20 protein-coding genes are annotated in these 21,891 nt (G+C 70.8%); 7 read left to right on the top strand and 13 right to left on the bottom strand.

From position 1 onward, the window contains the following. Positions 1-7: 7 nt before the first annotated feature. From PPSIR1_RS42210 to rplU, 4 genes are all read right to left on the bottom strand, one after another. Positions 8-916 carry a hypothetical protein gene (locus PPSIR1_RS42210; RefSeq protein WP_006970614.1) on the bottom strand — a complete coding sequence of 303 codons (909 nt, stop codon included), beginning with the start codon at positions 914-916 and terminating at the stop codon, positions 8-10. Between the two features lie 238 nt (positions 917-1,154). Further along, positions 1,155-2,618 (bottom strand): Obg family GTPase, encoded by a 1,464-nt coding sequence (locus PPSIR1_RS51115; RefSeq protein WP_006970613.1) that lies wholly within the window; start codon positions 2,616-2,618, stop codon positions 1,155-1,157. Between the two features lie 117 nt (positions 2,619-2,735). Next, on the bottom strand, positions 2,736-3,014 hold the full coding sequence (gene rpmA / locus PPSIR1_RS08480) for a 50S ribosomal protein L27 (RefSeq protein WP_045115633.1): 279 nt from the start codon (positions 3,012-3,014) through the stop codon (positions 2,736-2,738). Positions 3,015-3,042: 28 nt separating this feature from the next. Next, a complete protein-coding gene (gene rplU, locus PPSIR1_RS08475; protein WP_006970610.1) occupies positions 3,043-3,360 on the bottom strand; it encodes a 50S ribosomal protein L21 in 318 nt (105 codons plus the stop codon). A gap of 311 nt (positions 3,361-3,671) precedes the next feature. On the opposite strand from rplU, the gene PPSIR1_RS42200 reads away from it, so the two are divergent. From PPSIR1_RS42200 to PPSIR1_RS08460, 3 genes are all read left to right on the top strand, one after another. After that, positions 3,672-4,694 carry a lytic transglycosylase domain-containing protein gene (locus PPSIR1_RS42200; protein WP_006970608.1) on the top strand — a complete coding sequence of 341 codons (1,023 nt, stop codon included), beginning with the start codon at positions 3,672-3,674 and terminating at the stop codon, positions 4,692-4,694. Positions 4,695-4,775: 81 nt separating this feature from the next. Further along, entirely contained in the window at positions 4,776-6,077 is a 1,302-nt protein-coding gene (locus PPSIR1_RS08465; protein ID WP_006970607.1) for a cysteine desulfurase-like protein, read from the top strand. A gap of 184 nt (positions 6,078-6,261) precedes the next feature. Next, positions 6,262-7,038, top strand: coding sequence for a hypothetical protein (locus PPSIR1_RS08460; RefSeq protein ID WP_157595328.1), 777 nt, complete (start codon positions 6,262-6,264; stop codon positions 7,036-7,038). Positions 7,039-7,495: 457 nt separating this feature from the next. On the opposite strand, the gene PPSIR1_RS08455 is transcribed toward PPSIR1_RS08460, so the two are convergent. Both PPSIR1_RS08455 and PPSIR1_RS08450 read right to left on the bottom strand, forming a co-directional pair. Then, complete coding sequence (locus PPSIR1_RS08455) at positions 7,496-8,131, bottom strand: hypothetical protein (RefSeq protein ID WP_006970605.1); 636 nt, start codon at positions 8,129-8,131, stop codon at positions 7,496-7,498. A gap of 31 nt (positions 8,132-8,162) precedes the next feature. Next, positions 8,163-8,900 carry a hypothetical protein gene (locus tag PPSIR1_RS08450; RefSeq protein WP_006970604.1) on the bottom strand — a complete coding sequence of 246 codons (738 nt, stop codon included), beginning with the start codon at positions 8,898-8,900 and terminating at the stop codon, positions 8,163-8,165. A gap of 170 nt (positions 8,901-9,070) precedes the next feature. Between PPSIR1_RS08450 and PPSIR1_RS08445 the strand changes: the two genes are divergently transcribed. Continuing rightward, complete coding sequence (locus tag PPSIR1_RS08445; protein ID WP_006970603.1) at positions 9,071-9,259, top strand: hypothetical protein; 189 nt, start codon at positions 9,071-9,073, stop codon at positions 9,257-9,259. Here PPSIR1_RS08445 and PPSIR1_RS08440 read toward each other — a convergent pair. The 5 genes from PPSIR1_RS08440 to PPSIR1_RS08420 form a co-directional block, all read right to left on the bottom strand. Next, positions 9,246-11,147, bottom strand: coding sequence for a hypothetical protein (locus PPSIR1_RS08440; protein ID WP_006970602.1), 1,902 nt, complete (start codon positions 11,145-11,147; stop codon positions 9,246-9,248). The two genes, PPSIR1_RS08445 and PPSIR1_RS08440, sit on opposite strands and share 14 nt — an antisense overlap. A 102-nt stretch (positions 11,148-11,249) precedes the next feature. Beyond that, positions 11,250-11,933: a hypothetical protein gene (locus PPSIR1_RS08435; protein WP_006970601.1), complete on the bottom strand. Its 684-nt coding sequence runs from the start codon at positions 11,931-11,933 to the stop codon at positions 11,250-11,252. Then, the gene (locus PPSIR1_RS42195) at positions 11,930-12,586 is read right to left on the bottom strand and encodes a histidine phosphatase family protein (protein ID WP_006970600.1); all 657 of its coding nucleotides are present in this window, start codon (positions 12,584-12,586) and stop codon (positions 11,930-11,932) included. The genes PPSIR1_RS08435 and PPSIR1_RS42195 overlap by 4 nt, the downstream gene beginning before the upstream one ends. A gap of 80 nt (positions 12,587-12,666) precedes the next feature. Next, positions 12,667-13,626: a bile acid:sodium symporter family protein gene (locus tag PPSIR1_RS08425; protein WP_006970599.1), complete on the bottom strand. Its 960-nt coding sequence runs from the start codon at positions 13,624-13,626 to the stop codon at positions 12,667-12,669. Next, positions 13,626-14,330, bottom strand: a complete 705-nt coding sequence (locus PPSIR1_RS08420; RefSeq protein ID WP_006970598.1) for a DNA alkylation repair protein — start codon at positions 14,328-14,330, stop codon at positions 13,626-13,628. Before PPSIR1_RS08420 ends, PPSIR1_RS08425 begins: the two co-directional genes overlap by 1 nt. A 199-nt stretch (positions 14,331-14,529) precedes the next feature. Between PPSIR1_RS08420 and PPSIR1_RS08415 the strand changes: the two genes are divergently transcribed. After that, entirely contained in the window at positions 14,530-16,338 is a 1,809-nt protein-coding gene (locus PPSIR1_RS08415) for a hypothetical protein (protein WP_006970597.1), read from the top strand. A 19-nt stretch (positions 16,339-16,357) separates the two neighbouring features. Here PPSIR1_RS08415 and PPSIR1_RS08410 read toward each other — a convergent pair whose 3' ends face one another. Beyond that, complete coding sequence (locus tag PPSIR1_RS08410) at positions 16,358-17,221, bottom strand: MBL fold metallo-hydrolase (protein ID WP_006970596.1); 864 nt, start codon at positions 17,219-17,221, stop codon at positions 16,358-16,360. A gap of 54 nt (positions 17,222-17,275) precedes the next feature. Between PPSIR1_RS08410 and PPSIR1_RS08405 the strand changes: the two genes are divergently transcribed. Both PPSIR1_RS08405 and PPSIR1_RS08400 read left to right on the top strand, forming a co-directional pair. Next, the gene (locus PPSIR1_RS08405) at positions 17,276-18,448 is read left to right on the top strand and encodes a serine/threonine-protein kinase (RefSeq protein ID WP_086001142.1); all 1,173 of its coding nucleotides are present in this window, start codon (positions 17,276-17,278) and stop codon (positions 18,446-18,448) included. A gap of 60 nt (positions 18,449-18,508) precedes the next feature. Further along, on the top strand, positions 18,509-19,741 hold the full coding sequence (locus tag PPSIR1_RS08400; protein ID WP_006970594.1) for a cytochrome P450 family protein: 1,233 nt from the start codon (positions 18,509-18,511) through the stop codon (positions 19,739-19,741). Between the two features lie 153 nt (positions 19,742-19,894). Here PPSIR1_RS08400 and acs read toward each other — a convergent pair whose 3' ends face one another. Further along, positions 19,895-21,871 carry an acetate--CoA ligase gene (acs, locus tag PPSIR1_RS08395; protein ID WP_006970593.1) on the bottom strand — a complete coding sequence of 659 codons (1,977 nt, stop codon included), beginning with the start codon at positions 21,869-21,871 and terminating at the stop codon, positions 19,895-19,897. Positions 21,872-21,891 lie beyond the last annotated feature (20 nt).

The following is a 21,891-nucleotide window of genomic DNA, read 5'->3' as shown; positions in this document are numbered from 1 at the left end:
TCCGCGCTCACTTCTTCTTGGGCTTTTGGGCCGGCTTCTTGGTCGGCTTTTGAGCGCTGGACTTGGTCTTCTTGGTCTTGGTCTTCGACTTCTTGGTCGGCCGCGCGCTCTTGGGCAGGGGCTTGCCGGACGCGTCCAGGGGAATCTCTTGCCAGTCGATGCTCGGGCGGTCGCGCATCTCGGTGCTCAGGTTGCCCTTCTCGTAGCCAGCGCTGAGCAGGCGCAGGGCCCCGTTCTCCGGCGCCGTGAAGTTGTGCGAGCTGCGGCTCTCGAAGGTGTAGCCGTTGAGGTAGCTGAACACGCCGAAGCCCTGGCCCTGGTAGGTGAGCTCGACGGTGATGGTGTGCGGGCCGGGGACGATGTTGCCGTCGAGGACCACGATCTCGTCCTCGGAGTCGAGGGTCCCGCTGTCGTCGGTGCGCGCGTAGATCTGCGCGCCATCGAGGATGACCGCGAGCTTGGTCAGGCGAAACTGCGAGCCCATCAAGTTGCGGTGGACGATGATGACCCGGCTGCCCGCGAGCACGCCGTGGAGCACGGTCTCCTTGAGCACGGACAGCCGCGCCTTGCTGCGGAAGATCCGCTCCTTGAGGTCGTCGACGTCGGCCTGCATGCCGTCGATGCGCGCGCCGTAGACCTCGGACTCGCGCCGCGAGCTGTCGACGCCCTCGGGGGTCTCGGTGGTCTGGAACAGATCTTCGCCACCGCCACCGCCGGCGTCCGCACTCGCGCCGCCCGAGCCGTCCGGCGCAGGGCCGGCCGAGTCTCCGGGCAGGTCGCCGCTGGGCACCGCGCCCGCGCTGCTCGGCGAGGTGCTCGGGGTTGCCGGGGGCGCTGCGATGGCCCCGGCCGTCGGCACGGCGAGGGCAACCAAGAGCATCAAAGCCGCGAGCAGGGTCCAACACTTGGAGCCCACGAGAGTCCTGCGATCAACCCGAGACACGGCATTACGGTATCAGGGCGGGTGGACCCTGGCCAGCTTCCGCGCCGGTCTAGACACCATTGTCGGCCCCAATCCGGGCGCACGTTCAGTGCGCCTGGGGCCAAGTCGAGGCGGGGTCAGAAACTTTGAAGGCAACGCTCGGGTGTCGCCATGCAGACCCAGGGCTCCGTCCCGATCGGCCTCGCTACGAGCCCCGCGAAGCTCCCCGCGCTCAGCCCAAGCCGGAGCGCTCGCGCTCGCGGACCAGCACCAGGCGGCGCCACAGCGCCTCGAGCAGCGCCTCGGTGCCTTCGCCGGTGACCGCACAGATCGGGAACAGGGGAATGTTCCGCTTCCGCAGCGCTCGCCGAGTGCGGCGGATCATCGCCTCGCCCTCGGGCGTGTCGATCTTGTTGAGCGCCACGACCCGCGGGCGCCCGTCGAACATCGAGCCGTAGCGGCGCAGCTCGCCCTCGAGGGCCTCGAGGTCGACCAGGGGCTCCCGACCCTCGGTCGGGTCCGGGGCCAGCAGGTGCAAGAGCACGCGGGTGCGCTCGAGGTGGCGGAGAAACTCGTGGCCCAACCCGCGCCCCTCGCTCGCGCCGTCGACCAGGCCCGGTACGTCGGCGACGACCATGGTCCGCTCGTCGGACAGGGACACCACGCCGAGCTGGGGCGTGAGCGTGGTGAAGGGGTAGGCGCCGATCTCCGGGCGCGCCCGGGAGATGCTCGAGATCAGCGTGGACTTGCCGACGTTGGGGTAGCCGACGATGCCCACGTCCGCGAGCAGCTTGAGCTCGAGGCGGAGCCAGCGGGCCTCGCCCTCGGTCCCGGGCTCGGCGCGGTCGGGGGTGCGGTTGGTCGACGAGCGGAAGTGGATGTTGCCGCGCCCGCCCCGACCGCCGCGGGCGACGAGCAGGCGATCGCCGTGGTCCTGGAGATCGCCGATGAGATCGCCGCGCTCGTAGGTGGGCCGGACCTCGCGCTTGGCTCGACGCTTGTCTCGCATGTTCCGGCGCTGGGCCCCCTCGGTGATCGAGGCGCCCTGGGGCAAGGCGGCGATGATCGCCGGCGTGGCTCCGGCGTCGAGGAGCTCCTGGGCCGACTCGGGCAGCGGACCGCCCAGCTCACCCGCGTCGAGGGAGGCGGCGATGGCCAGGGCGAGGGCGGCGTCATCGGGCTCGCCCTCATCTTCCTCGTCGTCCTCGTCGTCCTCGTCGTCTTCGTCGTCTTCGTCAGCGTCTTCGCCGTCGAGCTCGACCACCGGCGGCCCCGCGAACTGCTGGCCGTCGACGATCCACACGTTCTCCATGCCCTCGTCGTCGTCCTCGACGACGATGCCGCTTTGGGCCTCGTCGTCTTGCCACGGCAGCGGATCCCCGGGGTCACCCGCGACGCCCTCGAAGTAGACCGCCGTGCCCACGGGGACCTTGATGACCCAGTCTTCGCCCCCGCGGCCGTTCTTGCCCGCCCCGGCCCCGGCCCGGCCGGGCTGCGCGCGGTGGTGCTGGCGGTACTTGAGGTCGAGGAGGGTCGAGAGGCCCTCGTCGGCGACGAGCCAGATGTCGCCGCCGTTGCCACCGTCGCCCCCGGCGGGACCGCCCTTGGGCACGTGGGCTTCTCGCCGCCAGGCGACGGCGCCGTTGCCACCGTCTCCGGCACAAACTTGGATGCGAACTCGATCGATGAAGCGCATGGGGTCCCGTGGAGTGTGTTGAAGTTCAAAACGCGCGAAAGCCCTCGCAACCCGGGAGGGGTCGGAGGGCCTTCGTCAGCCGGATCTTCGAGCCGAGGCGCGCCCGGCTCGACGCGATCACTCCGCCGCTTCGGCGACGGGGTCGATGGCGATGAAGGAGCGCCGCTGAGCCTTGGGGCCAGCTTTGTAGAAGCGGACCACGCCGTCGCGCTTGGCGAAGATGGTGAAGTCCCGGCCCTGACCCGCGCCCTCGCCGGCCCAAAACTTGGAGCCGACCTGGCGAACGAGGATGTTGCCGGCCTTCACGTACTGGCCACCGAACTTCTTGACGCCGCGGAACTGTGCGTTCGAGTCGCGGCCGTTCTTGATGGATCCCTGACCTTTTTTATGTGCCATGTCGGTGTGTCCTTTCGGTCCTGTCGGATCAGGCGGAGATCCCGGTGATCTCGACCTCGGTGTAGGGCTGGCGGTGGCCGTTCTTGCGGCGGTAGTTCTTGCGACGGCGGAACTTGTAGACGATGAGCTTCTTGCCGCGGCCGTGGCTGCGGACCACGGCGTTGACCTTGGCGCCCTCGACCAGCGGGGTGCCGATGCGGGCGTCCGCGCCCGCGCCCACGAAGAGCACCTCGGCGAAGTCCACGTTCGCGCCGACGTCGGCGGTGAGCTTCTCGATGCGGAGCTTGTCTCCCACGGCGACGCGGTACTGCTTGCCGCCGGTCTTGATGATGGCTTGATCCGTCACTGTTTCTCGTCCGTCGACGATGCGCTCGCCCTGGCGGAGCTCTCGACCCAGAGCTCGGGGCCCCGCGCTTGGGCGCAGGGGGAGGCGAAGAATATGGATCTGTGGCCGCGGGTCAAGACGAAGAGCGTGTGGGCGGACACGAAATGTCGTGTGTCCCGTGGGCGCGTGGGCCGATCCTGAACGGACCTGAGGCGGTCGCGGCTGGCCTCGGCCCGCCTCGGCGCTCAGCCTGACACGCCGAGCGCGCCCAGACCCGGCGAGAACGCCAGAAAATTCGGGTTCTGGCCCGTCCTCCCTATGTTCGGGGCACCATGGCCGATCTCGCCTCTCCTTCCCTGCCCAGCGTGCTCCTCGGCGTGATCCTCGCGGCGAGTGGTTGTGCGATCTCGGCCGGCAGCTCGACGCAAGCCCCGCAGGCCGACAGCGCAGGCGGCGCCAAGTCCGCGAAGCACGCCAACCTCGATCAGTTCTCGGCGGAGGAGCAAGCGCGCATCCTCGCCGTCCAGGCGATCGTGACCGCCGCCGCCGACGAGCACGGCCTCGACCCCGAGCTGCTCAACGCGATCATCTGGGTCGAGAGTCGGTTCAACCCGCGGGCCAAGTCCTCGGCGGGCGCGCGCGGGCTCATGCAGCTGATGCCCGCGACGGCGGCCTACCTCGCCAAGCGCATGGGCGAGCACTCGGCCCGGGCCTACGACCCCGAGTTCAACGTCCGCGCCGGCGCCCTCTACCTCAGCGAGATGCTCGATCGCTTCGAGGACGAGCACCACGCGGTCGCGGCCTACCACGCGGGCCCCGGCAACGTGAAGCGCTGGGTCGAGGCCGGGGAGGACTTCCCCGACTACAGCCAGGCCTACGTCGCCAAGGTCATGGACGCCCGGGCGCGCTTCGACGGCGTGTCGGGCTCGGCCGCGGTCATCCATGGCAAGAGCAGCAAGGCCGCGGGGCTCGAGGCCGACGAGCCCCTGGAGGTCCCCGACGTCGACAGCTTGCCCGACGCCGCCGAGATCCACGGCGTCGCTCGGGAGCTCGACTACGATCCCTACGCGAGCCCCGACGAGCCCGAGTCCAAGCCCGCGCCCAAGCCCGTGCCTGCCCCCAAACCCGAGCCCGAGATCGCCACGGAGCCCGTGTTCGTGCCGCACCCCGAGCTCGACAAGGGCGAGCGGCGTGCGCCCGCTGGGTGGCAGCGCGACGAGCCCAAGGCCAAGCCCGCGCCCCGGCCCAAACCCAAGGCTGCGCCGCGGCCCAAGGCCAAGCCTGCCCCCCAGCCCAAGCCCGCCCCCAAGCCCAAGTCGGAAGAGACGGGCCTGGGCGTGCTGCCAGATCTCTAGCGGTTCTCTAGCGGTTCTCTAGCGGGTTTGGAACGGTTTTGAAGCGTCGATCTGCGCCCGCGAGCGTGCGAGCCTCGGGCCATGCCCTCGGACGCGTCTGACCGCTCCCTCGACCTCGACTTCGTCCGCCGACAGTTCCCCGCGCTGTCCGAGCACCACCCCGAGTGGGCGCTGATGGACAACGCCGGCGGCTCGGTGGTCCCGCGCCAGGTCCACCGGCGGATCAGCGACTACCTCGAGCGCCACATGATGCAGCTCGGGGCGAGCTACCCCCTGTCCCAGCGCGCGGGCGCCCAGGTCCAGCTCGGCCACCGGGCGGCCGAGCGCCTCGTCGGCGCGGCCGAGGGTGAGGTCGTGCTCGGGCCTTCGACCACGGTCAACGCCGCGCTCTTGTCCCGGGCCCTGCGCCCGCTGTGGTCCGATGGCGACGTGGTGATCGTCAGCGAGCTCGACCACGAGGCCAACGTCGGGCCGTGGGTGCGCCTGGGCGAAACGGGCGTCGAGGTCCAGATCTGGAAGCTGCGCCCCGACACCGCCGACCTCGCCCTCGACGACCTCGAGGCGATGATCGCCGCGCTCGCTACCCGGGCCACCGGCCAGCTGCGCCTGGTCGCCATGACCCACTGCGCCAACGTGGTCGGCCGCATCCACGACATCCCGGCCGTCGCCGAGCGCGTGCACGCGGCCGGGGCCCAGCTGTGCGTGGATGGGGTCGCCTACGCCCCGCACCGCCTCGTCGACGTCTCGAGCCTCGGCGCCGACTACTACCTGCTGAGCCTCTACAAGGTCTACGGCCCGCACCAGGGCCTGTTGTGGGGACGCCGGGAGCTGCTCGAGGCCGCCCGCGGGCAAAACCACTACTTCATCGACGAGGCGCAGGTGCCCTACAAGTTCGAGCCGGGCAACGTGACCCACGAGCTGAGCGCGGGGCTGCCGGGCATCCTCGACTACCTCGGGGCCGTCGACGTTCACCACCAGGGAGCGGGCGAGGACGACGCCGAGGGCGCCGACGCGCTGCCGAGCCGCGCGGCCCTGGCCCGGACCTTCGCGCGCTTCGCCGCCCACGAGGTCGCCCTCGCCGAGGCCCTGCTCGACTTCCTCCGCGCCCACCCCAAGGTCCGCGTCGTCGGCCCCGAGACCAGCGACGCCGAGCTGCGCGTGCCGACCCTCGCGTTCACCGTCGAGGGCCGCAAGGCGAGCGAGCTCCCGCCGCTGCTCGACGCGCGCAAGATCGCGATCCGCTGGGGCCACTTCTACGCCGAGCGAGCCATCCGCGCCCTGGGCCTCGAGGCCCGCGACGGCATCGTCCGCGTCAGCATGGTCCACTACAACACCCTCGCCGAGGTCGAGCGCCTGACCGCCGCCCTCGACGAGCTGTTGTGACTGCCAATTTTCGGGCGGCGATCTGCGTCACCTGAAAGCGCGCTGAAAGGTCTGACAAAGCGCTCCCCCGCGCGGACGCAACGCGTCACCGGAGCGACAATTCGGGTCGTGGGATGGGCTACGCAGGCGTTCGTGACCAATTTTGTCAGCGGCGAAGCGCTGACGGCAGTGCTAGCTCATGGGCATGAACCGGACCCTCGCCTCCCATCGCGTTGGCCATACCCTCCTGTGCCTCGGCGCCTGCTCGGCGCTCTCCCTGGCCTGCGTCGACTCGACCCTCCCTACGCCCAGTGCCGACGACGAGACCGGGGAGAGCGAAGACGAAGCGACGAGCGAGGACACGACCGAGTCCACCGAAGACGACACGACCGAGTCCACCGAAGACGACACGACCGAGTCCACCGAAGACGACGCGACCGAGTCCACCGAAGAAGACACGGAGACCGACACCGGCTTCGAGCTCAGCCCCGAGGACCTCGCCGAGATCGCGGCCATCCCCGGCGAGCTCCAGCTCATCGTCCTCGGCGCCTTCGACTTCTTCGAGATCGAGCAGACCGAGCCGGGTCCCCTCCACAAGTGCCCGCACCCCGACGGGGTCCCCCTCGGCGGGGAATCTGGCGATACCCCACCGATGCTGTTCAACTGCAACTCCGGCCCCGAGGGCAAGTGCATCCCCGTGATCGGCGGGGGCGGTGCGGGCTACTACGACCACGCGCTATGGGCCGACAACATCGTGTGGCAAGGCGTCGACTGGATGCGGCCCGTCGATGTCCCCCACGAGTTCCGCTACAACGTCCAGGTCGTCAACGAGGGCTTCGGCTACGGCGCCTGCGAGGTCATCGCCGAGGCCTGGGCCGACTTCGACGACGACGCGGAGTTCTCCCACTACTCGCTGATGGGCTTCATCGACGAGGACGGCGCGAGCATCTTCGACCTCGTCGTCGAAGACCCCCACGAATAGGCTCAGCCACTTTAGCCGTCGTGGACGACGCCACACCCACCCTGCCTCACGTCCACGACTCAGAGGGTCGACCAGAATAAGCCACGCCGCCTCGCTTGTTCCTGACGACGAGGCTCGTTGTCGCCGAAGCTCGAAGTATGCTCGATACGCCTTCGCTTCGGCTCCTCGATCTCGCCGCCAGGCCCGGCGCGAGGCGACGCGCCTTATTCTGGCCGACCCTCTCAGCCACTGTCAACGAATCCACAGTCTCTGTCTTCTTTAGCTGTCGTGGACAACTCCACGCCCTCCCTGCCCCACGAATAGACTCAGCCACTGTCAACGAATCCACGCCCCCGCTCGCGGGGGCGACCACATGCCCTCTCGAGGGCACGAACCCCATTGCCCACCAAGCCAAAGCGGAGGAGCGGAGCGACGAAGCGCCCCCGGTCCCAGGCGGCTGTGGGGGCAAAACAGAAACTCAGCGGTAGCCCTGGGGGCGGTAGCTGCTGAGCTCGGACTCGAAGCGGACCAGGCAGGCGATGGCGGCCTCGAGGCTCGCGATCATCTCGGCGATGCTCTCGCGCCGATCGCCCACGACCTGGACCGCGTCGCCAGCGAGGACCCCGAGCTGAACCTCCTCGGCCTCCGCGCTCCCGCCGAGCTCGACCAGGACCTCGGCGAGGGCGCGCAGCGGCGCCTCGGACAGGCGGGTGAAGTCGAGGATCTGCCGCTCGCTGACGCCGAGGCCGTCGACCCGGGCGAGCCAGGCGTCGACGGCCGAGCGCACGCCGCCGAGGGCGTGGCCGTAGTTGGCGTCCTCGATCTGCCGCCACAGCGGCCGCCGGTGGACGCCGCTGAGCTGCTCCTCGACCGCCAGCATCTGGCGACCGCCGGCGAGGGCGTCCTCGAGGCGCACGCGTAGCTCCGCGCTGGCGCGGATCAACTCGATCAGGTCCTCGCCGACGACCAGGGCGAGGGCCTCGAGCTTGGCCGGCGCGAGCGCCCGCCGAGTCCCTCGATCTCGACGCCGCCGCCGTCGGCCCACCGTGGCGACCAGCCCAGCCGTGAACGAGAGCGCGAGGAAGGTCGCCAGCAGCGGAAGCAAGGTACCCATGGACGCGCCCTCCCTGCCCCACGTCCACGACTCAGGGGCTCGGCACTTGCTCGATGAAGTTGCGCTCGACGTCGACGATCACCGGGATCGCCGCGGGGCGCACGGGCGCGTCGAGGTCGGCGTCTTCGGCCTCCGCGGCCTCGTCCTCTTCGGCGCCGAGGTAGCTGCCCTCGAGGTGCTCGGGGTGGACGAACACGCTGGCCAGGTAGACCGGGCCGGCGTCGTGCTCGGGCAAGGCCGCGTCGGGGACGGGGACGATCGCAAAGCGCTCCTCCTCGGCGATGAGCTCGCGCAGCCCCGCGCCCGAGCTCGAGCCCGAGTCGAGCCAGGTCTCCAGGCTCGCCACGGCGCCCTCGAGCCACGCTCGATCGAGGCTGCGCGCGCCGCTCGGGGCGATGAGCACCACGGCCCGACCGACGCGCTTGCCCGGTCGACGCAGGTGCTCGACCGCGCGCAGGACCACGCCCACGGCGAGGGGCCCGGACTCGAGCGCGGCCTGCCGCTCCCGGCCCGAGCGCGACTGGTGGACGACGCCCGTGAAGAAGCCGCCGACGAACAGCGCCACGCCGATGTAGACCCAGGCGAAGGCGAGCTTGCCCGTGCCCACGAGCACGAGCAGGACCATGAGGGTCACGGCGCCGACGGCCGACATCGCGTCGCCGAGGCAGCCCCGATCGCCGCGGGCCAGCCGCGTCATCGCCTCGTCATCGTCGAGCTTGCGCGGCGTCGCCTCGTAGCGTTCGCGGGCGCGGGTCAGGGCGCGAGACATGCACCGCGGAGTACCCAACACCCCAGGCAGCGTCCAGGGCCGCGCGCGGGGCGGACTCCGGGCGGCCCCGCGCACCTCGGATAGCCCGTCGAATTTCTCACAATCGAACTGTCCCAAAGACCAATTCGCAGCTTGTCGCGCAGGCTCTTCGGGATCAGGCTCCCTGAGCCATGACCACCCGTGAGAGCCACGATCGTCGCTTGCACTGGATCGATCCCTTCGAGCTCCCCGAGTTCGTGCGTGCAGACGAGGGCGCTGCGGGCCCCGCCGAGGACGAGCGCGGATCCACGCCAGCCCCGAAGCGCCGGGAGCCGAGCGGGCCCGCGCGCACGACCTACGGCCGCGTCAGTTCCAAGTGACCGTCACGCAAAACTGCAGCAGCGTCCCGTCGTCGCCCGCCGAGAAGGTGTCGTCGATGATCAGGTTCCAGTTGCCCGACATGTTGGCGCCGTCGAAGATCGACAGCGGGTTGTTGGGGGTGAGGTTGGGCGGGCTGCCCAGGCCCGGGGCGGTGATGTTGCAGGTGTCCTCGGCCGTCTGCGAGCCCTCGTCGTCGAACACCGCGTCGATGTTGTCCGTGGAGCAGCCGTAGGTCGAAGCCGGCGCGCCCGGCTGATCCATGATGATCGCCGACTGCCCGCCGTGGCTGACGGTGAAGACCAGGTCGCCCGGCCAGGTGTGCAGGCAGTCCACGGACACGTCGACGTCGGTCACGGTGCCGCTGTCGGGCACGTTGATGATGATCGGGTTGGCCGCGCCCGGGCCGGCTCCGGAGATCTGCACGCTGGTATTGACGCACTGCGTGAAGGGGTTTTGCACGTCGACGCAGCCGCTGGTGTCGAAGCCGCAGCTGCTGTTGCAGCCCAGGCTGCCGCCGCCGCCGAAGCCCTGGGTGGTGCAGCTCTCCCCGTCGAGGTTGCCGCCGTCGCACTGCTCCCCGGGGTCGACGTTGCCGTCGCCGCACTCGTAGCAGCCCGTGGTGTCGTAGCCGCAGTTGTTGGGGCTGTTGCAGGCCAGCGCGCCCCCGTCGAAGCCCAGGCCGACGCAGCTTTGGTTGCCGAGCTGGGCCGCCGTGCAGTTGACCCCCTGGTTGCCGCAGTCGCACTCGTCGGAGCCGTTGACGATGCCGTCGCCGCAGAAGTTGTCGGCGCACTGGCTGGTGTCGAGGACGCACTCGAGGGTGCACTGGAGATCGCCGCCGCCGGGGAAGCCCTGGCTCACGCAGCTCTCGCCCCCGAGGTTGTTGAAGTCGCACTGCTCGTCGCCCTCGATGACCCCGTCGCCGCAGTCCGTGCACGCCGACAGGTCGAAGCCCGAGCAGTCGGCGTTGCAGCCGAGCAGGCCGCCGTCGAGGCCCTGGCTCTGGCAGGTCTCGCCGCCCAGGTCGCCCGGGTCGCAGACCTCGGCCCCGGTGATCACCCCGTCGCCGCACAGCGAGCAGTTGCTGGTGTCGACGCTGCAGTCCGCCCCGCAGCTGAGCGAGCCCGAGTCGTAGGGGTCGCCGCTCATCGCGATGTAGTCGCCGCAGCTCAGGTCGCCAAAGTCGGCGCCGTCGCACTCCTCTTGGCCCTGCTGCACGGCGTCGCCGCAGATGTAGCAGCTGTCGGTGTTGAAGGTGCAGCCCTCGGTGCAGTCGAGCAGGCCGTCGTCGAAGCCCAGGCTCATGCAGGTCTCGCCGTTGAGCTCGGCCTTCTCGAGCAGGTCACCCGGGGGCTCGCACTCCTCGGGCGGGGTCACGATGCCGTCGCCGCAGCCGCTGCACTGGCCGAAGTCGTAGGTGCAGTCCGCCGTGCACCCGAGGGGCTCGTCGGCGGAGCCGAGGTTGAGGTCGGCGCAGGTCGAGCTCTCGCCGAGGTCCTCGCCGTCGCACTCCTCGTCCTCGTCGACGACCCCGTTGCCGCACAGGGTGCAGTTGCTGGTGTCGAGGGTGCAGTCGGCCGTGCACAGCAGGCCGCCGCCGCCGAAGCCCTCGCTCTCGCAGGTCGCCCCGCCGAGGTCGCCGCCGTCGCACTGCTCGCCCGCCTCGACCACGCCGTTGCCGCACTCGCCCCCGGCGTCGACGGTGGTGTCCTCGGTGTCGCTGGTGTCCTCGGTGCCCGCGTCGGTCCCCGTCTCCTGGGTGGGGTCCGTCGTCGACTCGTCAGCCTCGTCGTCGAAGCCGTCGTCGCCGAAGGTCGGATCGAGGGTGTCCGCCGAAGGATCCCCACCCTGCGCACAGGCTGCGAAGTTGAGACAGGCAAGGGTCAACAGAGCAACGTCGATGCGCCTCATGGACGCCGATCTTACGCCTGTCACCACGACGCATGGCCGGAACTATCACCGGCGGTGATGGCTGTAGGCCCGCTCGCGTCAGTCGGAGGCGGTCTTGTTCGCGGCCCGCTCGGCGAGCATCACCAGGCGCTCCTCGACCTGGTCCAAGAGCGCGGGTGCGCGGGCCCCGACGACCCCATACGCGCGTTTGGCCCAGGCCACGACTTCAGGTTCATCGCCCGGGGCGACGGCGAGGCGAGGTCGACGAGAGAGAATCTGCACGAGCCGAGCCGCCACGAACTCGCCGTCGCGGTAGCCCTCGGGCACGGGCGCCCGCAGCAACCGCGAACAAAGGTCCCGCCACCGCCGGCAGCCCGCGTAGTAGTCGACCTCGTAAAAGCGCAGGCGCTGGTCGACGTCGGCGGCCGCGCGCATGGCCGCCCGGTAGCTCTCGGGCACCTCGCCGAGCTCGTCGACGAGCCAGCCGTCGAGGACCAGCTCCACGCCGACGTGGCCGATCGCCGCCGCCGGACCAAAGCCGAGGCCCCGCTCTTCGAGCTCGATGCGCGCGTCCTCCATGAGCTCGACGAAGATCGGCGCGCCGTGGAAGGCGTCGTCGCTGCGGTGGTGGAAGTCGACGCCCGCCGCGAGGCTGCCCGTGTCGCGGATCTCGGTCAGGCGCATGCCCGCCATGCTGGCGAAGTCCGGGGCCATGGAGCCGACGATGTACTCGGGCTCTTCGCTGCGCCGGGCGGCCAGGACTGCGTGGGAGAAAAAATTCATCGCGGGTCCTCGTCGAAGGCCGACAGCGTCCACGGACCGCCCAGCTCGGGGGCGCACAGCCGGCGGTAGCCGCCCAGCGGCAGGCCCCACGCGTCGCCGAGGGAGCCGACCTCGCGGGCCAACAAGCGCGCCGCGATCGCCCGGATCACGCCCTTGTGGACCACGCAGAGCACCCGCTTGGCGCCGCTCGAAAAGGCCGCGCCCAGGCTCGGCTCGACCGCGGCCTGGACCCGGGCGACGAAGGCCTCCCGGGACTCGCCCCCGGGGTAGGTGAAGCGCGGGCCCTCGGCGGCCCAGCGGCGGTGGTTGTCGGGGTCGCGGGCTTCGACCTCGGCCCAGGTCCAGCCCTCCCAGTCGCCAAAGTCGACCTCGCGAAAGCCCTCGACGACCTGCACCTGCTCGGCCAGGCGCGCGGCCGCGGACCCGCCGAGCTCCCCGAGCACGACCTGCGCCGAGCGTTGGGCGCGGATCAGCGGGCTGGTGAACACGCGATCGAAGCTGCGCTCGGAGCCGAGCCAACCCCGCAGCGCCCGACCGGCGACCGCGACCTGCTCCTCCCCTTCCGGGGCGAGGGCGACGTCCGTGGCCCCGTACAGACGGATCGACGACTGACCCACGGTCTCGCCATGGCGAACGAGGACGAGCTCGAGCACGGGGGGACCATAGCAGCTCGGACCCCCAAACCGCGCGGCGGCCCCTGCCCGATCGGGGCCCAACCAGACGCTGCTTTGGCTCAGGCCGCGCCGGCCTCGGCCTGCTCCGCCGCTTCGGCTCGCCGGTCCTTGCGCACCCACAAGCCCGCCAGGCTCAAGCCCGCGAGGATGTGCCAGATCCCCCACCACGCCGCGATGATCGCCATGCCGCCGAGGCCCTCGAAGAAGCTGAAGATCAGGATGAGGCCGAGGCCCGAGTTTTGGATCCCGACCTCGATCGACACCGCCCGCTGGTCGGCCTGGTCGAGGCCCGACAAGCGCGCGACGTAAAAGCCCAGGGCCAGCGCGAAGGCGTTCATGATCAGCACCGGGAGGAACACCAGGGGCAGGTAGGTCATGAAGTCGTCGAAGTTGGCCCGCACCGCCATGACGATGAAGGTGACGAAGAACAGCAGCGACAAGCGCTTGAAGAGCGGGTGCAGCTTCTTCGCCACCTTGGGCCAGCGCGTGGCCAGGAACACGCCCACGGTGATGGGAATGCCGAGCATGAACATCACCGCGCGGAACATGCCCAGCGGGTCCATGGCGACCTCCTCGAGGATCGCCGCGGTGTCCGGCGACATCGAGCCCCACAGCGCGAAGTTCAGCGGGGTCATGATCATCGAGGCCAGGGTCGAGACCGCGGTCATGCCGATCGAGGTCGTCGTCCGCCCGCCGCCGAGGTGGGTGATGAAGTTCGAGATGTTGCCGCCGGGGCAGGCCGCGACGAGGATCATGCCCAGGGCCATGCTCGGGGGGATCAGCCCGACCGTCACGAGCAGGCGAGACAGCGCCCAGGTCAGCGCCGGGAGCAGCAGGAACTGGCAGACCAGGCCGATGCCCGGGGCCTTTGGCGAGCGTCCGAGGGTGCGAAAGTCGTCCACGCGCAGGTCGAGGGCGACGCCGAACATCACGAAGCCCAGGACGATCTCGAGCACGAAGAGGTTGTTTTTGTCGAAGGCCAGGTGGACCGAGTCGACGGAGCTCAGCTCGGGAAGCACTAGCGCGCCGCTCCCCCGTCGCCGGAGCGCCGGTTGGCGTAGCGGGCCATCTGCTCGAGGTAGGCCCGGGCGTCCGGGGTGACCATGCCGGTCTCGCCGTGGTCGACCTCGACCGCGCCGACGGCCTCGGCCACGGCCACGGCCCGCTCGCGCAGCCCCGCCCGGTGCCCGCCGATGGCGATCAAGGCGGCGTTCATCGCCTCGCGCTTGCGGTTGGCGGCGGCGTGGATGCCCGCGGCGATCTCATCCAGGCAGGTCTCGAACAGCGCGCCGCCGACCTCTCCTTGTCGAGCGAGGTGAGCGACCAGCGACCAGCCCGCCCGACCCCGGTACTCGGCCTCGCTGCCGCGCCATTGCTCCGCGAGCGCGCGGACGTGGCGAGTCCGGGCCGCGCAGTCCGCCACGAAGCCGTCGACGAGCATGTACCAGTCGCAGTCCTCGACCCAGGCCTCGAGCCGCGCGGCGGTGATCGCCTCGTGGTCCGCGACCTTGGCCGCGAGCAGGCGCGCGTCGACGTTGCCCGTGGCCCACAGCGCGTCCGCGAGCTCCTGGTCGGGGCCGTAGTCCCGCGCCATGCGGCTGAGCTTGGAGGTGCGCACGCCGAACATCGGCCCGGTCGCGCCGTGGCGGCCGTAGGTGTTGCGCGCGTGGAGGTTGCCCTCGGCCTCCAGCTTGGCCATCACCTCGCTCAACGCCTTCGCCATCGGTCCTCCATCGAGCTCATGGTGGCACGAACGCCACCGTTCGTGCGCGCGCGAGCCATCGGCAATAGCTTCGACCAGTCGAGCCATTCAGAGCACGACGAGATCACCCACTAGTCGCAGCGTCGGTGGTGACGGCGGGTCCTAAAAAATTGCTCGACGATGGTGATCCATGTCTGGCGGCGCTCCGTATGGCCAGGCCGTGAGCACCTTCGACAACCATCACCGCCCTCACCTTCGCCTGGCGACGACCCTGGCCGCGAGCCTCGTCCTCGCGGGAACTCTGGGAGGGTGCGACGAGGAGCCCGCGAGCCTGCGCGCGAGCGAGGACTGCCCCGGCGAAGCGCCGAGCGAGACCCTCCCGCTCATCGAAGACCTCTCGCTGAGCGCCGACTGGCTCGAGCCCGGCCAGCCTCTAGTCGTCACCGTGGTCGCGCCCGAGGCCCTCGAGGTCGTCGCGCGCCTCGGCGAGGTCGAGGTGCTGCTGCAGACCCAGGCCCCCGCGCCGGGAGAGGACGGCCTCCAGACCTTCGCGGGGATCGTGCCGGTGTTCGTCGAGGCCGGGGAGCACGAGCTGGCGTTGACGGCCCGGAGCCCCGAGGGCGAAGATCAGCTCAGCGTGGTCGTGGGCGTGGCCGAGGGCAAGACCGAGCCCTGCCCCCTGGGCGCGGCCCTCGGCGTCCCGCAGCTGTGCCTGTTTGGCAACGACGGCAAGAGTGAGGGCGAGGGCGAAACGCCGCTGCCAGCCTCCCCGGAGAGCTTCGGCGAGCTGCCCTTGCTGCCCGAGGGCGAGCCGCTCCCCGAACCCGCCGAGCTCGACTGCAGCGTCCCCCAGGCCCCCGGAGCGGTCCCCGGCAACGTGGTCGTGCCGGCCAATTTCCAGGGCGGGGTGGTGCGCGCGACCGGGACGATCACCGTGCCCAACGCCATCTTCCCCGCGGGCGACGTGACCCTCATCGCCGACGGCGACGTCGTCGTGTCCGGCCTGATCACCATGCCCAACAACGCCGCCCAGCCGAGCCACGTGACCCTGGTCAGCCTCGAGGGCGACGTCATCATCGACAGCATCGTGGACGGGACGGACGGCCTGGACCACAAGCTGACGCGGATCCAGGCCAACGCGGGCGTCACGGTCCACGGCCAGCACGGAGGCCTCGGCGGCTGGGTCAAGATCGTCGGTCAAAACGTGACCTTCAAGGCGGGCTCCCAGGTGTGGGGCGGCGACGGCGGAGACGGGGAGGCCCTCGACCTGCGCTCGAACAACGCCTCGGCCATCGCCCACGCCGGATGGGGCGCCCACGCCGGCCAGGTCCGCGTCTGCGCCGTCAACCAGGTCACCGTCGACGGCACCATCACCGCGGGCGCGGGCGGGGTCGGTGGCTCGGCCTTCGCCCTCGCCGGGAACACGGGCTGGGCTCGGGCGCGCGGCGGCAAGGGTGGCGCGAACGGCTCGGTCGTGTTCGAGGGCATCGGCAAGGGGCAGTGCTCCGTGGCCGTCAACGCCCCGGGCGCGGTCGCCTTGTCCAGGCCCATCGTCGGCGTGGGTCGGGCGAACGAGGGCGGTGACGCCGACGCCTTCGGGGGTCCGCTCGGATCCATGGCCGAGGGCGGCGACGCCGGCCGTGCCGGGAGCGTCGAGTTCATCCAGTGCGTCCCGGTCAACAACGCGATGGCGCGGGTCCAGGGCACCCCGGCCGCCAAGGGAGGCGACGCGCGGGCCGAGGGCGACGCCGGCCGGGCGCCCCAGGTCGACGGCGGCGTGGCGATCGCCCGGGGTGGTCGCGGCGGCGACCCGGACAACCTCCAGGGGCTCGCGGGTCCTGGCGGCGAGGCCACGGCCGAGGGCGGCCACGGCGATCAGGGCGGGCGCTCGGGCTCCAGCGACGCCCTCGGGGGCACGTCCGGGAGCGGCAAGCCTGGTCAACGCGCGGTGATCCAGCGCCAGCCGCCGCTGCCCAACGGCCAGGGCGGCCGCGGGGTCGAGCGCAACGCCACGGGCGGCCTGCCCTGACGCGAGCCGGCTCCCCCGGCTACGCGTCCGCCCAGGTCAAGGTCTCGAGGCTCTCGTAGGCCTCGTACTTGCCCTTGGCGTTGACCCGGACCTTGGCCGCGGCGATCCGCGCGTCGTGGGTGAAGAAGGCCCAGCCGTCCTCGGCGACCACGCGCTCGAGCATGGCCTTCTTCTCGTCGATGAGCAGCTCGGGGTAGCGGTCGTAGCCCATGGTGATGGGCAGGTGCACCCAGGGCGCCCCGGGGATGAGGTCGCCCATGAAGGTCACCGGCCCGCGGGGGGTCTCGACGCGGGTCAGGGTCAGCCCGGGGGTGTGGCCCTCGCTGTAGGAGAAGCTGAACTTCGGGCCGAGGGTCTCGGAGCGCTCGCCGTCGACGAGCTCGAGCTTGCCGGTGGCCTCGATGGCCGCGCACAGCCCCGGGATGAAGCTCGCCCGGTCGCGCGGGTGCGGGTTGAGGGCCCGCTCCCAGGCCCGCGCGCCGACGACGTAGGCCGCGTTTGGGAAGGCCAGGGCCACGCCCTCGCGCCCCGCCTCGTAGGGCTGCAGCAGGCCCCCGGCGTGGTCGAAGTGCATGTGCGAGAGCGCAATCACGTCGACGTCACCAGGTGCGACGCCCTTGGCCGCGAGGGACTCGAGCAGCACGTGCTGCTCTTGCTGCACGCCGAAGCGCGCGCGCATCTTGGGCTCGAAGAAGGCCCCGATCCCGGTCTCGAGCAAGATCGTGCGGCCCTCGGTGCGCACCAGCAGGCAGCGGCAGGCCAGATCGATGCGGTGGAGCTCGTCGGCGGGCGCCCAGCGCTCCCACACCGCCCGCGGACAATTGCCAAACATCGAGCCCCCGTCCAGGCGCTGCGTGTTCCCCTCGATGGAGTCGAGCTGCATGGCCCCGACATAGCACGCTCAGGCCCGCGCGCCGACTGCGTTAGCATCCGGGCCATGACCACACTCCCCGTGCTCATCGTGGCGATCGTGTTCGGCTCGATCTCCCTGTGGCGCTTCCTCGGCATCCGCCACAAAGAGCGCATGGCGGAGATCGAGCAGCGCAAGCAGCACGCGCTCCCGCCCGGCAAGGGCGCCGCTGGAGGCACCCCCGAAGACCAGCAGACCATCGAGGAGCTCCGCGCCCGCGTCGAGCACCTCGAGACCATCGTGTGCAGCGTGGACTTCGAGCTCAACGCCAAGCTCAACCGCCTCGCCACCCGCCAGCTCGAGATCGGCAACGCGGCGACCAAGGCCCTGGCGGCCGGAGGCGGCGAAGCCATGAGCGCGAAGTTCACCCCGCGCGCCAAGGCCTTCGTGCTCGAGCCGGGACAGACCCTCGCCAAGCGCTTTCGCATCGAGCAGGCCCTGGGCCAGGGGGGCATGGGCGCGGTCTACCTCGCCCACGACGAGCAGCTGCACGAGCAGGTCGCGCTCAAGATCATGCACGGCCTGGCGCTGCTCGACCCGGCCGCCGAGGATCGCCTGCGCCGAGAGGCCAGCGCCGCCCGCCGTATCAGCCACGTCAACGTGGTCAAGATCCACGACGTCGGCCAGGACGAGGGCCACCTGTTCCTGTCCATGGAGTACGTCGAGGGCCAGAGCCTGTCGGCGCTGATCGGCCGCTACGGCCCCCTGCCCCTGGCCCGCGCCCGCAAGATCCTCGCCCAGCTGTGCAAGGGCCTCGCCGCCGCCCACGAGCAGGGCGTCGTCCACCGCGACCTCAAGCCCGGCAACGTCATCGTGGCCAACGATCAGCGCGTCAAGATCATCGACTTCGGCCTCGCCCGCCTCGCCAACCTCGAGGGCATGACCGCCACCGGCATGCTCATGGGCACGCCGGAGTACATGGCCCCGGAACAAGTCAAGGGCGAGGCGGTCGACGCCCGCACGGACCTGTATGCCCTCGGAGCCCTCGCCTACCACGTGCTCACCGGCCGGCCACCGTTCACGGGAGAGACGCCCATCGCGGTGAGCCTGGCCCAGGCGACGAACGAGCCCACGCCCCCGAGCCAGCTGCGTCCGGAGCTGAGCGAGGCGTGGGACGGCTTCGTGCTCCAGGCGCTGAGCAAGGCGCCCGAGCAGCGCTTTGGCTCGGCCCAAGAGATGGCCGAAGCCATCCCCAGCTAAAGGCGCGCGGGCACCTCGAGTCGGCGGGCGTCGACGCTCCGAGGGGCCTAGACTGCGGACATGCCCACCCCGCTGCGCGAGCTCCCCAAGCTCTCGGCCAAGCCCGGAACCCCGGCCTTCCTCGCCGACGCTCCCGCCCACTTTCGCTGGATGCACGCCCACGCGCCGGTGTGTAGAACCAAGATCGCCGTCATCAACGCCGTGCTCGTCGCGGGCTACGAGGACTGCAAGGCGCTGCTCGAGGACGACCGCTTCACCCGCGACCGCCGCAAGACCGGGGCCCGGACCAAGAGCCCGCTGCCGATGCCGCGCACGGTCCGGATCCTCAACAACAACATGGTCACCGAGGACGACCCGGAGCACCGGCGGCTGCGCTCCCTGGTCGCCAAGGTGTTCACGCCCAAGGCCATCGCGACCCTCGGCGAGCGCGTCGAGGGCCTGTGCGCCGAGCTCCTCGACGACTTCCCCCGCGACCAGCCCTTCGACTTCATCGAGGCCTACAGCCTGCCCATCCCGACCACGGTGATCCGCGAGATGATGGGCGTGCCGGCCGAGGACATGCCGAAGATCCAGGCGGGGCTGCGCGGGCTCCAGCGCATGACCGAGCTCATCCCGATGCTGACCATGCTGTTCGTGCACATGCCCCGGACCGTGCGCATCCTCGACGCGATGATCGAGGCCAAGCGGGGCGAGCCCGAGGACGACCTGCTCTCGGCGCTCATCCGCGTCGAGGAGGCCGGCGACAAGCTCAACCACGAGGAGCTGCTGTCCCTGGCCTACACGATCATCGTCGCGGGCTACGAGACCACGGTGCACCTCATCGCCAACGCGGTGCTGACCTTGCTGCAGCACCCCGAGCAGCTCGCCGAGATTCGTGCGGACCTCGACGGGCCGCTGCTCGACGCCGCCGTCGAGGAGGTCCTGCGCGTGCGCGGGCCGATCCAGACCACCAAGCCCGTGTTCCCCAAGCAAGACCTGGTGTTCGCGGGCGCCGAGCTGCCCCGGGGCACCCTGATCATGCCCTGCCTGGCCACGGCCAACCGCGATCCGGCCGTGTTCGAGGACCCCGATCGCTTCGACATCCACCGGCCCAAGCGGCGCCACCTCAGCTTCGGCGGCGGGCCGCACTTTTGCCTCGGCGCGGCGCTGGCTCGGCTCGAGACCAAGGTCGCCCTGCGGGCGCTACTGCGCCGCTTCGAGCACATCGAGCTGGCCGTGCCCGAGTCGCAGCTGGTGCTCCAGGGCATGCCGCTGTGGCACCGCTACGACGCGCTGCCGCTGCGGGTTCGCTGACGCCCTCGCGAGCGCCGCAAGAGACATGTCGGTACAGACATCTCCTGTGCTCGAACACCGCCCGGGGCCGCGCTCCCCAAGCGCATCGCGGGAAGCTCGACGAGATCCAGTACGGCCCGGCTTACACCCGTAGCCCGGTAACCCGGCAGCCCGCTACCCGAAGCTCTTCGCGCCCTCGATGATCGCATCGACCACGCTGGGGTCCGCGAGGGTCGAGACGTCGCCGAGCTTGTCGGGCTCGCCCTCGGCGATCTTGCGCAGGATCCGGCGCATGCACTTGCCCGAGCGGGTCTTGGGCAGGCCGGGGACGTACTGCAAGCGATCGATCCGCGCGTGCGCCCCGATCGACCCGCGCACGGCCTCGTGGGCCTTGGCCGTGAGCGCGTCGTCGGCCTCGACCCCAGGCTGCGCGACCACGTAGGCGTGCACGCCCTGGCCCTTGACCGCGTGGGGGTAGCCCACGACCGCCGCCTCGGCGAGCTCGTCGATGGCGATGAGCGCGGCCTCGAACTCGGCCGTGCCCATGCGGTGGCCCGAGACGTTGAGCACGTCGTCGACGCGGCCGGTGATCCAGTAGTAGCCGTCGGCGTCGCGGCGGCAGCCGTCCCCGGTGAAGTAAAAGCCCGGGAAGGTCGTGAAGTAGGTCATCACGTAGCGGGCGTGGTCCCCCCACACGGTCCGCGCCATGCCCGGCCAGGGGTGGGCGATGCACAGCCGCCCCTCGCCGGGGCCGACCATGGGCCGGCCGTGCTCGTTGACGAGCACCGGCATGATTCCAGGCATGGGCAGGGTCGCCGAGCCGGGCTTTTCTGGGGTCGCCGGGGCGATGGGCGTGATGCAGTGGCCGCCGGTCTCGGTCTGCCACCAGGTATCGACGACGGCGCAGCGCTCTTGGCCGACGACCTCGTAGTACCAGCGCCAAGCCACGGGATCGATGGGCTCGCCGACGGTCCCGAGCACCCGCAGCGAGCTCAGGTCGTGCTTGCGCACGGGCCCGGGCCCCTGGGCCGCGAGCACGCGGATGGCCGTGGGCGCCGTGTAAAAAATCGTGATCTTGTGGCGCGCGACCATGTCCCAGTAGCGGTCGACGTCGGGGTAGGTCGGCACGGACTCGAACATCAAGCTGGTCGCGCCGTTGCACAGCGGGCCGTAGACGATGTAGCTGTGCCCGGTGATCCACCCGATGTCGGCGACGCAGGCGTAGACGTCGTCCTCGCGCAGGTCGAAGGTGACGGCGTGGGTATAGGCCGTCCACGTCAGGTAGCCGCCGCAAGTATGGACCAGGCCCTTGGGGCGCCCCGTGGACCCCGAGGTGTAGAGCACGAAGAGCGGGTCCTCGGCCTTGCAGACCACGGCCTCGCACTCGGCCGAGGCCGGGCTGACGGTCTCGTGCCACCAGTGGTCCCGGCCCGCCTTCATGGCGACCTCGACGGACGCGTCGCGCTGGTAGACGAGCACGGCTTCCACGCCAGCCTCGCCCTCGAGGGCCTGGTCGGTGGTCGCCTTGAGCGGGATGTTCTTGCTGCCGCGCTTGCCGACGTCCTGGGTGATGACCACGCTCGCGCCGCAGTCCCGCACGCGGTCGCGCAGGGCCTCGGCCGAGAAGCCCCCGAACACCACGGAGTGGACCGCGCCCAGGCGCGCGCAGGCCAGCATGGCCACGGCCGCCTCGGGCACCATGCCCATGTAGATGATGGCCCGCTCGCCCTTTTTGAGGCCGAGCTCGCGCAGGGCGTTGGCGCAGCGGCAGACCTCGGCGTGCAGCTCTTTATAGGTCAGCTCGCGGACGTCGCCGGGCTCGTCGCCCTCCCACACGATCGCGACCTTGTCCCCGCGCTTGGCGAGCTGACGATCGAGGCAGGACTCGGTGACGTTGAGCTCGCCGTCGGCGAACCAGGTGATGGGGCCGTCGCACACGCTCCAGCAGTCGCCCTCGAGGCCCTGCGTCGGCGCCTTGCGCCAGTGGACCCGCTGCTTGGTCTGGGCCAGCCAGTAGCCGCTGGGGTCGGCCTCGCCCCGGGACCAGTGCTCGCGGTAGGCGGGCATGTCCTGGATCTGCGAGGTGCTCCCCTCGCGCACGCGGTCGTCAACGTCGATGATGTCGGGTCGCTCGTCTACGGCGGTGGTCATGGGCGCGGGGATTGTCGCAC

Origin of the sequence: Plesiocystis pacifica SIR-1, from assembly GCF_000170895.1 — a bacterium.
Lineage (GTDB): Bacteria > Myxococcota_A > Polyangia > Nannocystales > Nannocystaceae > Plesiocystis > Plesiocystis pacifica.
The sequence above is the reverse complement of the archived record's forward strand: the minus strand, read 5'-3'. Positions and strand labels throughout refer to the sequence as shown.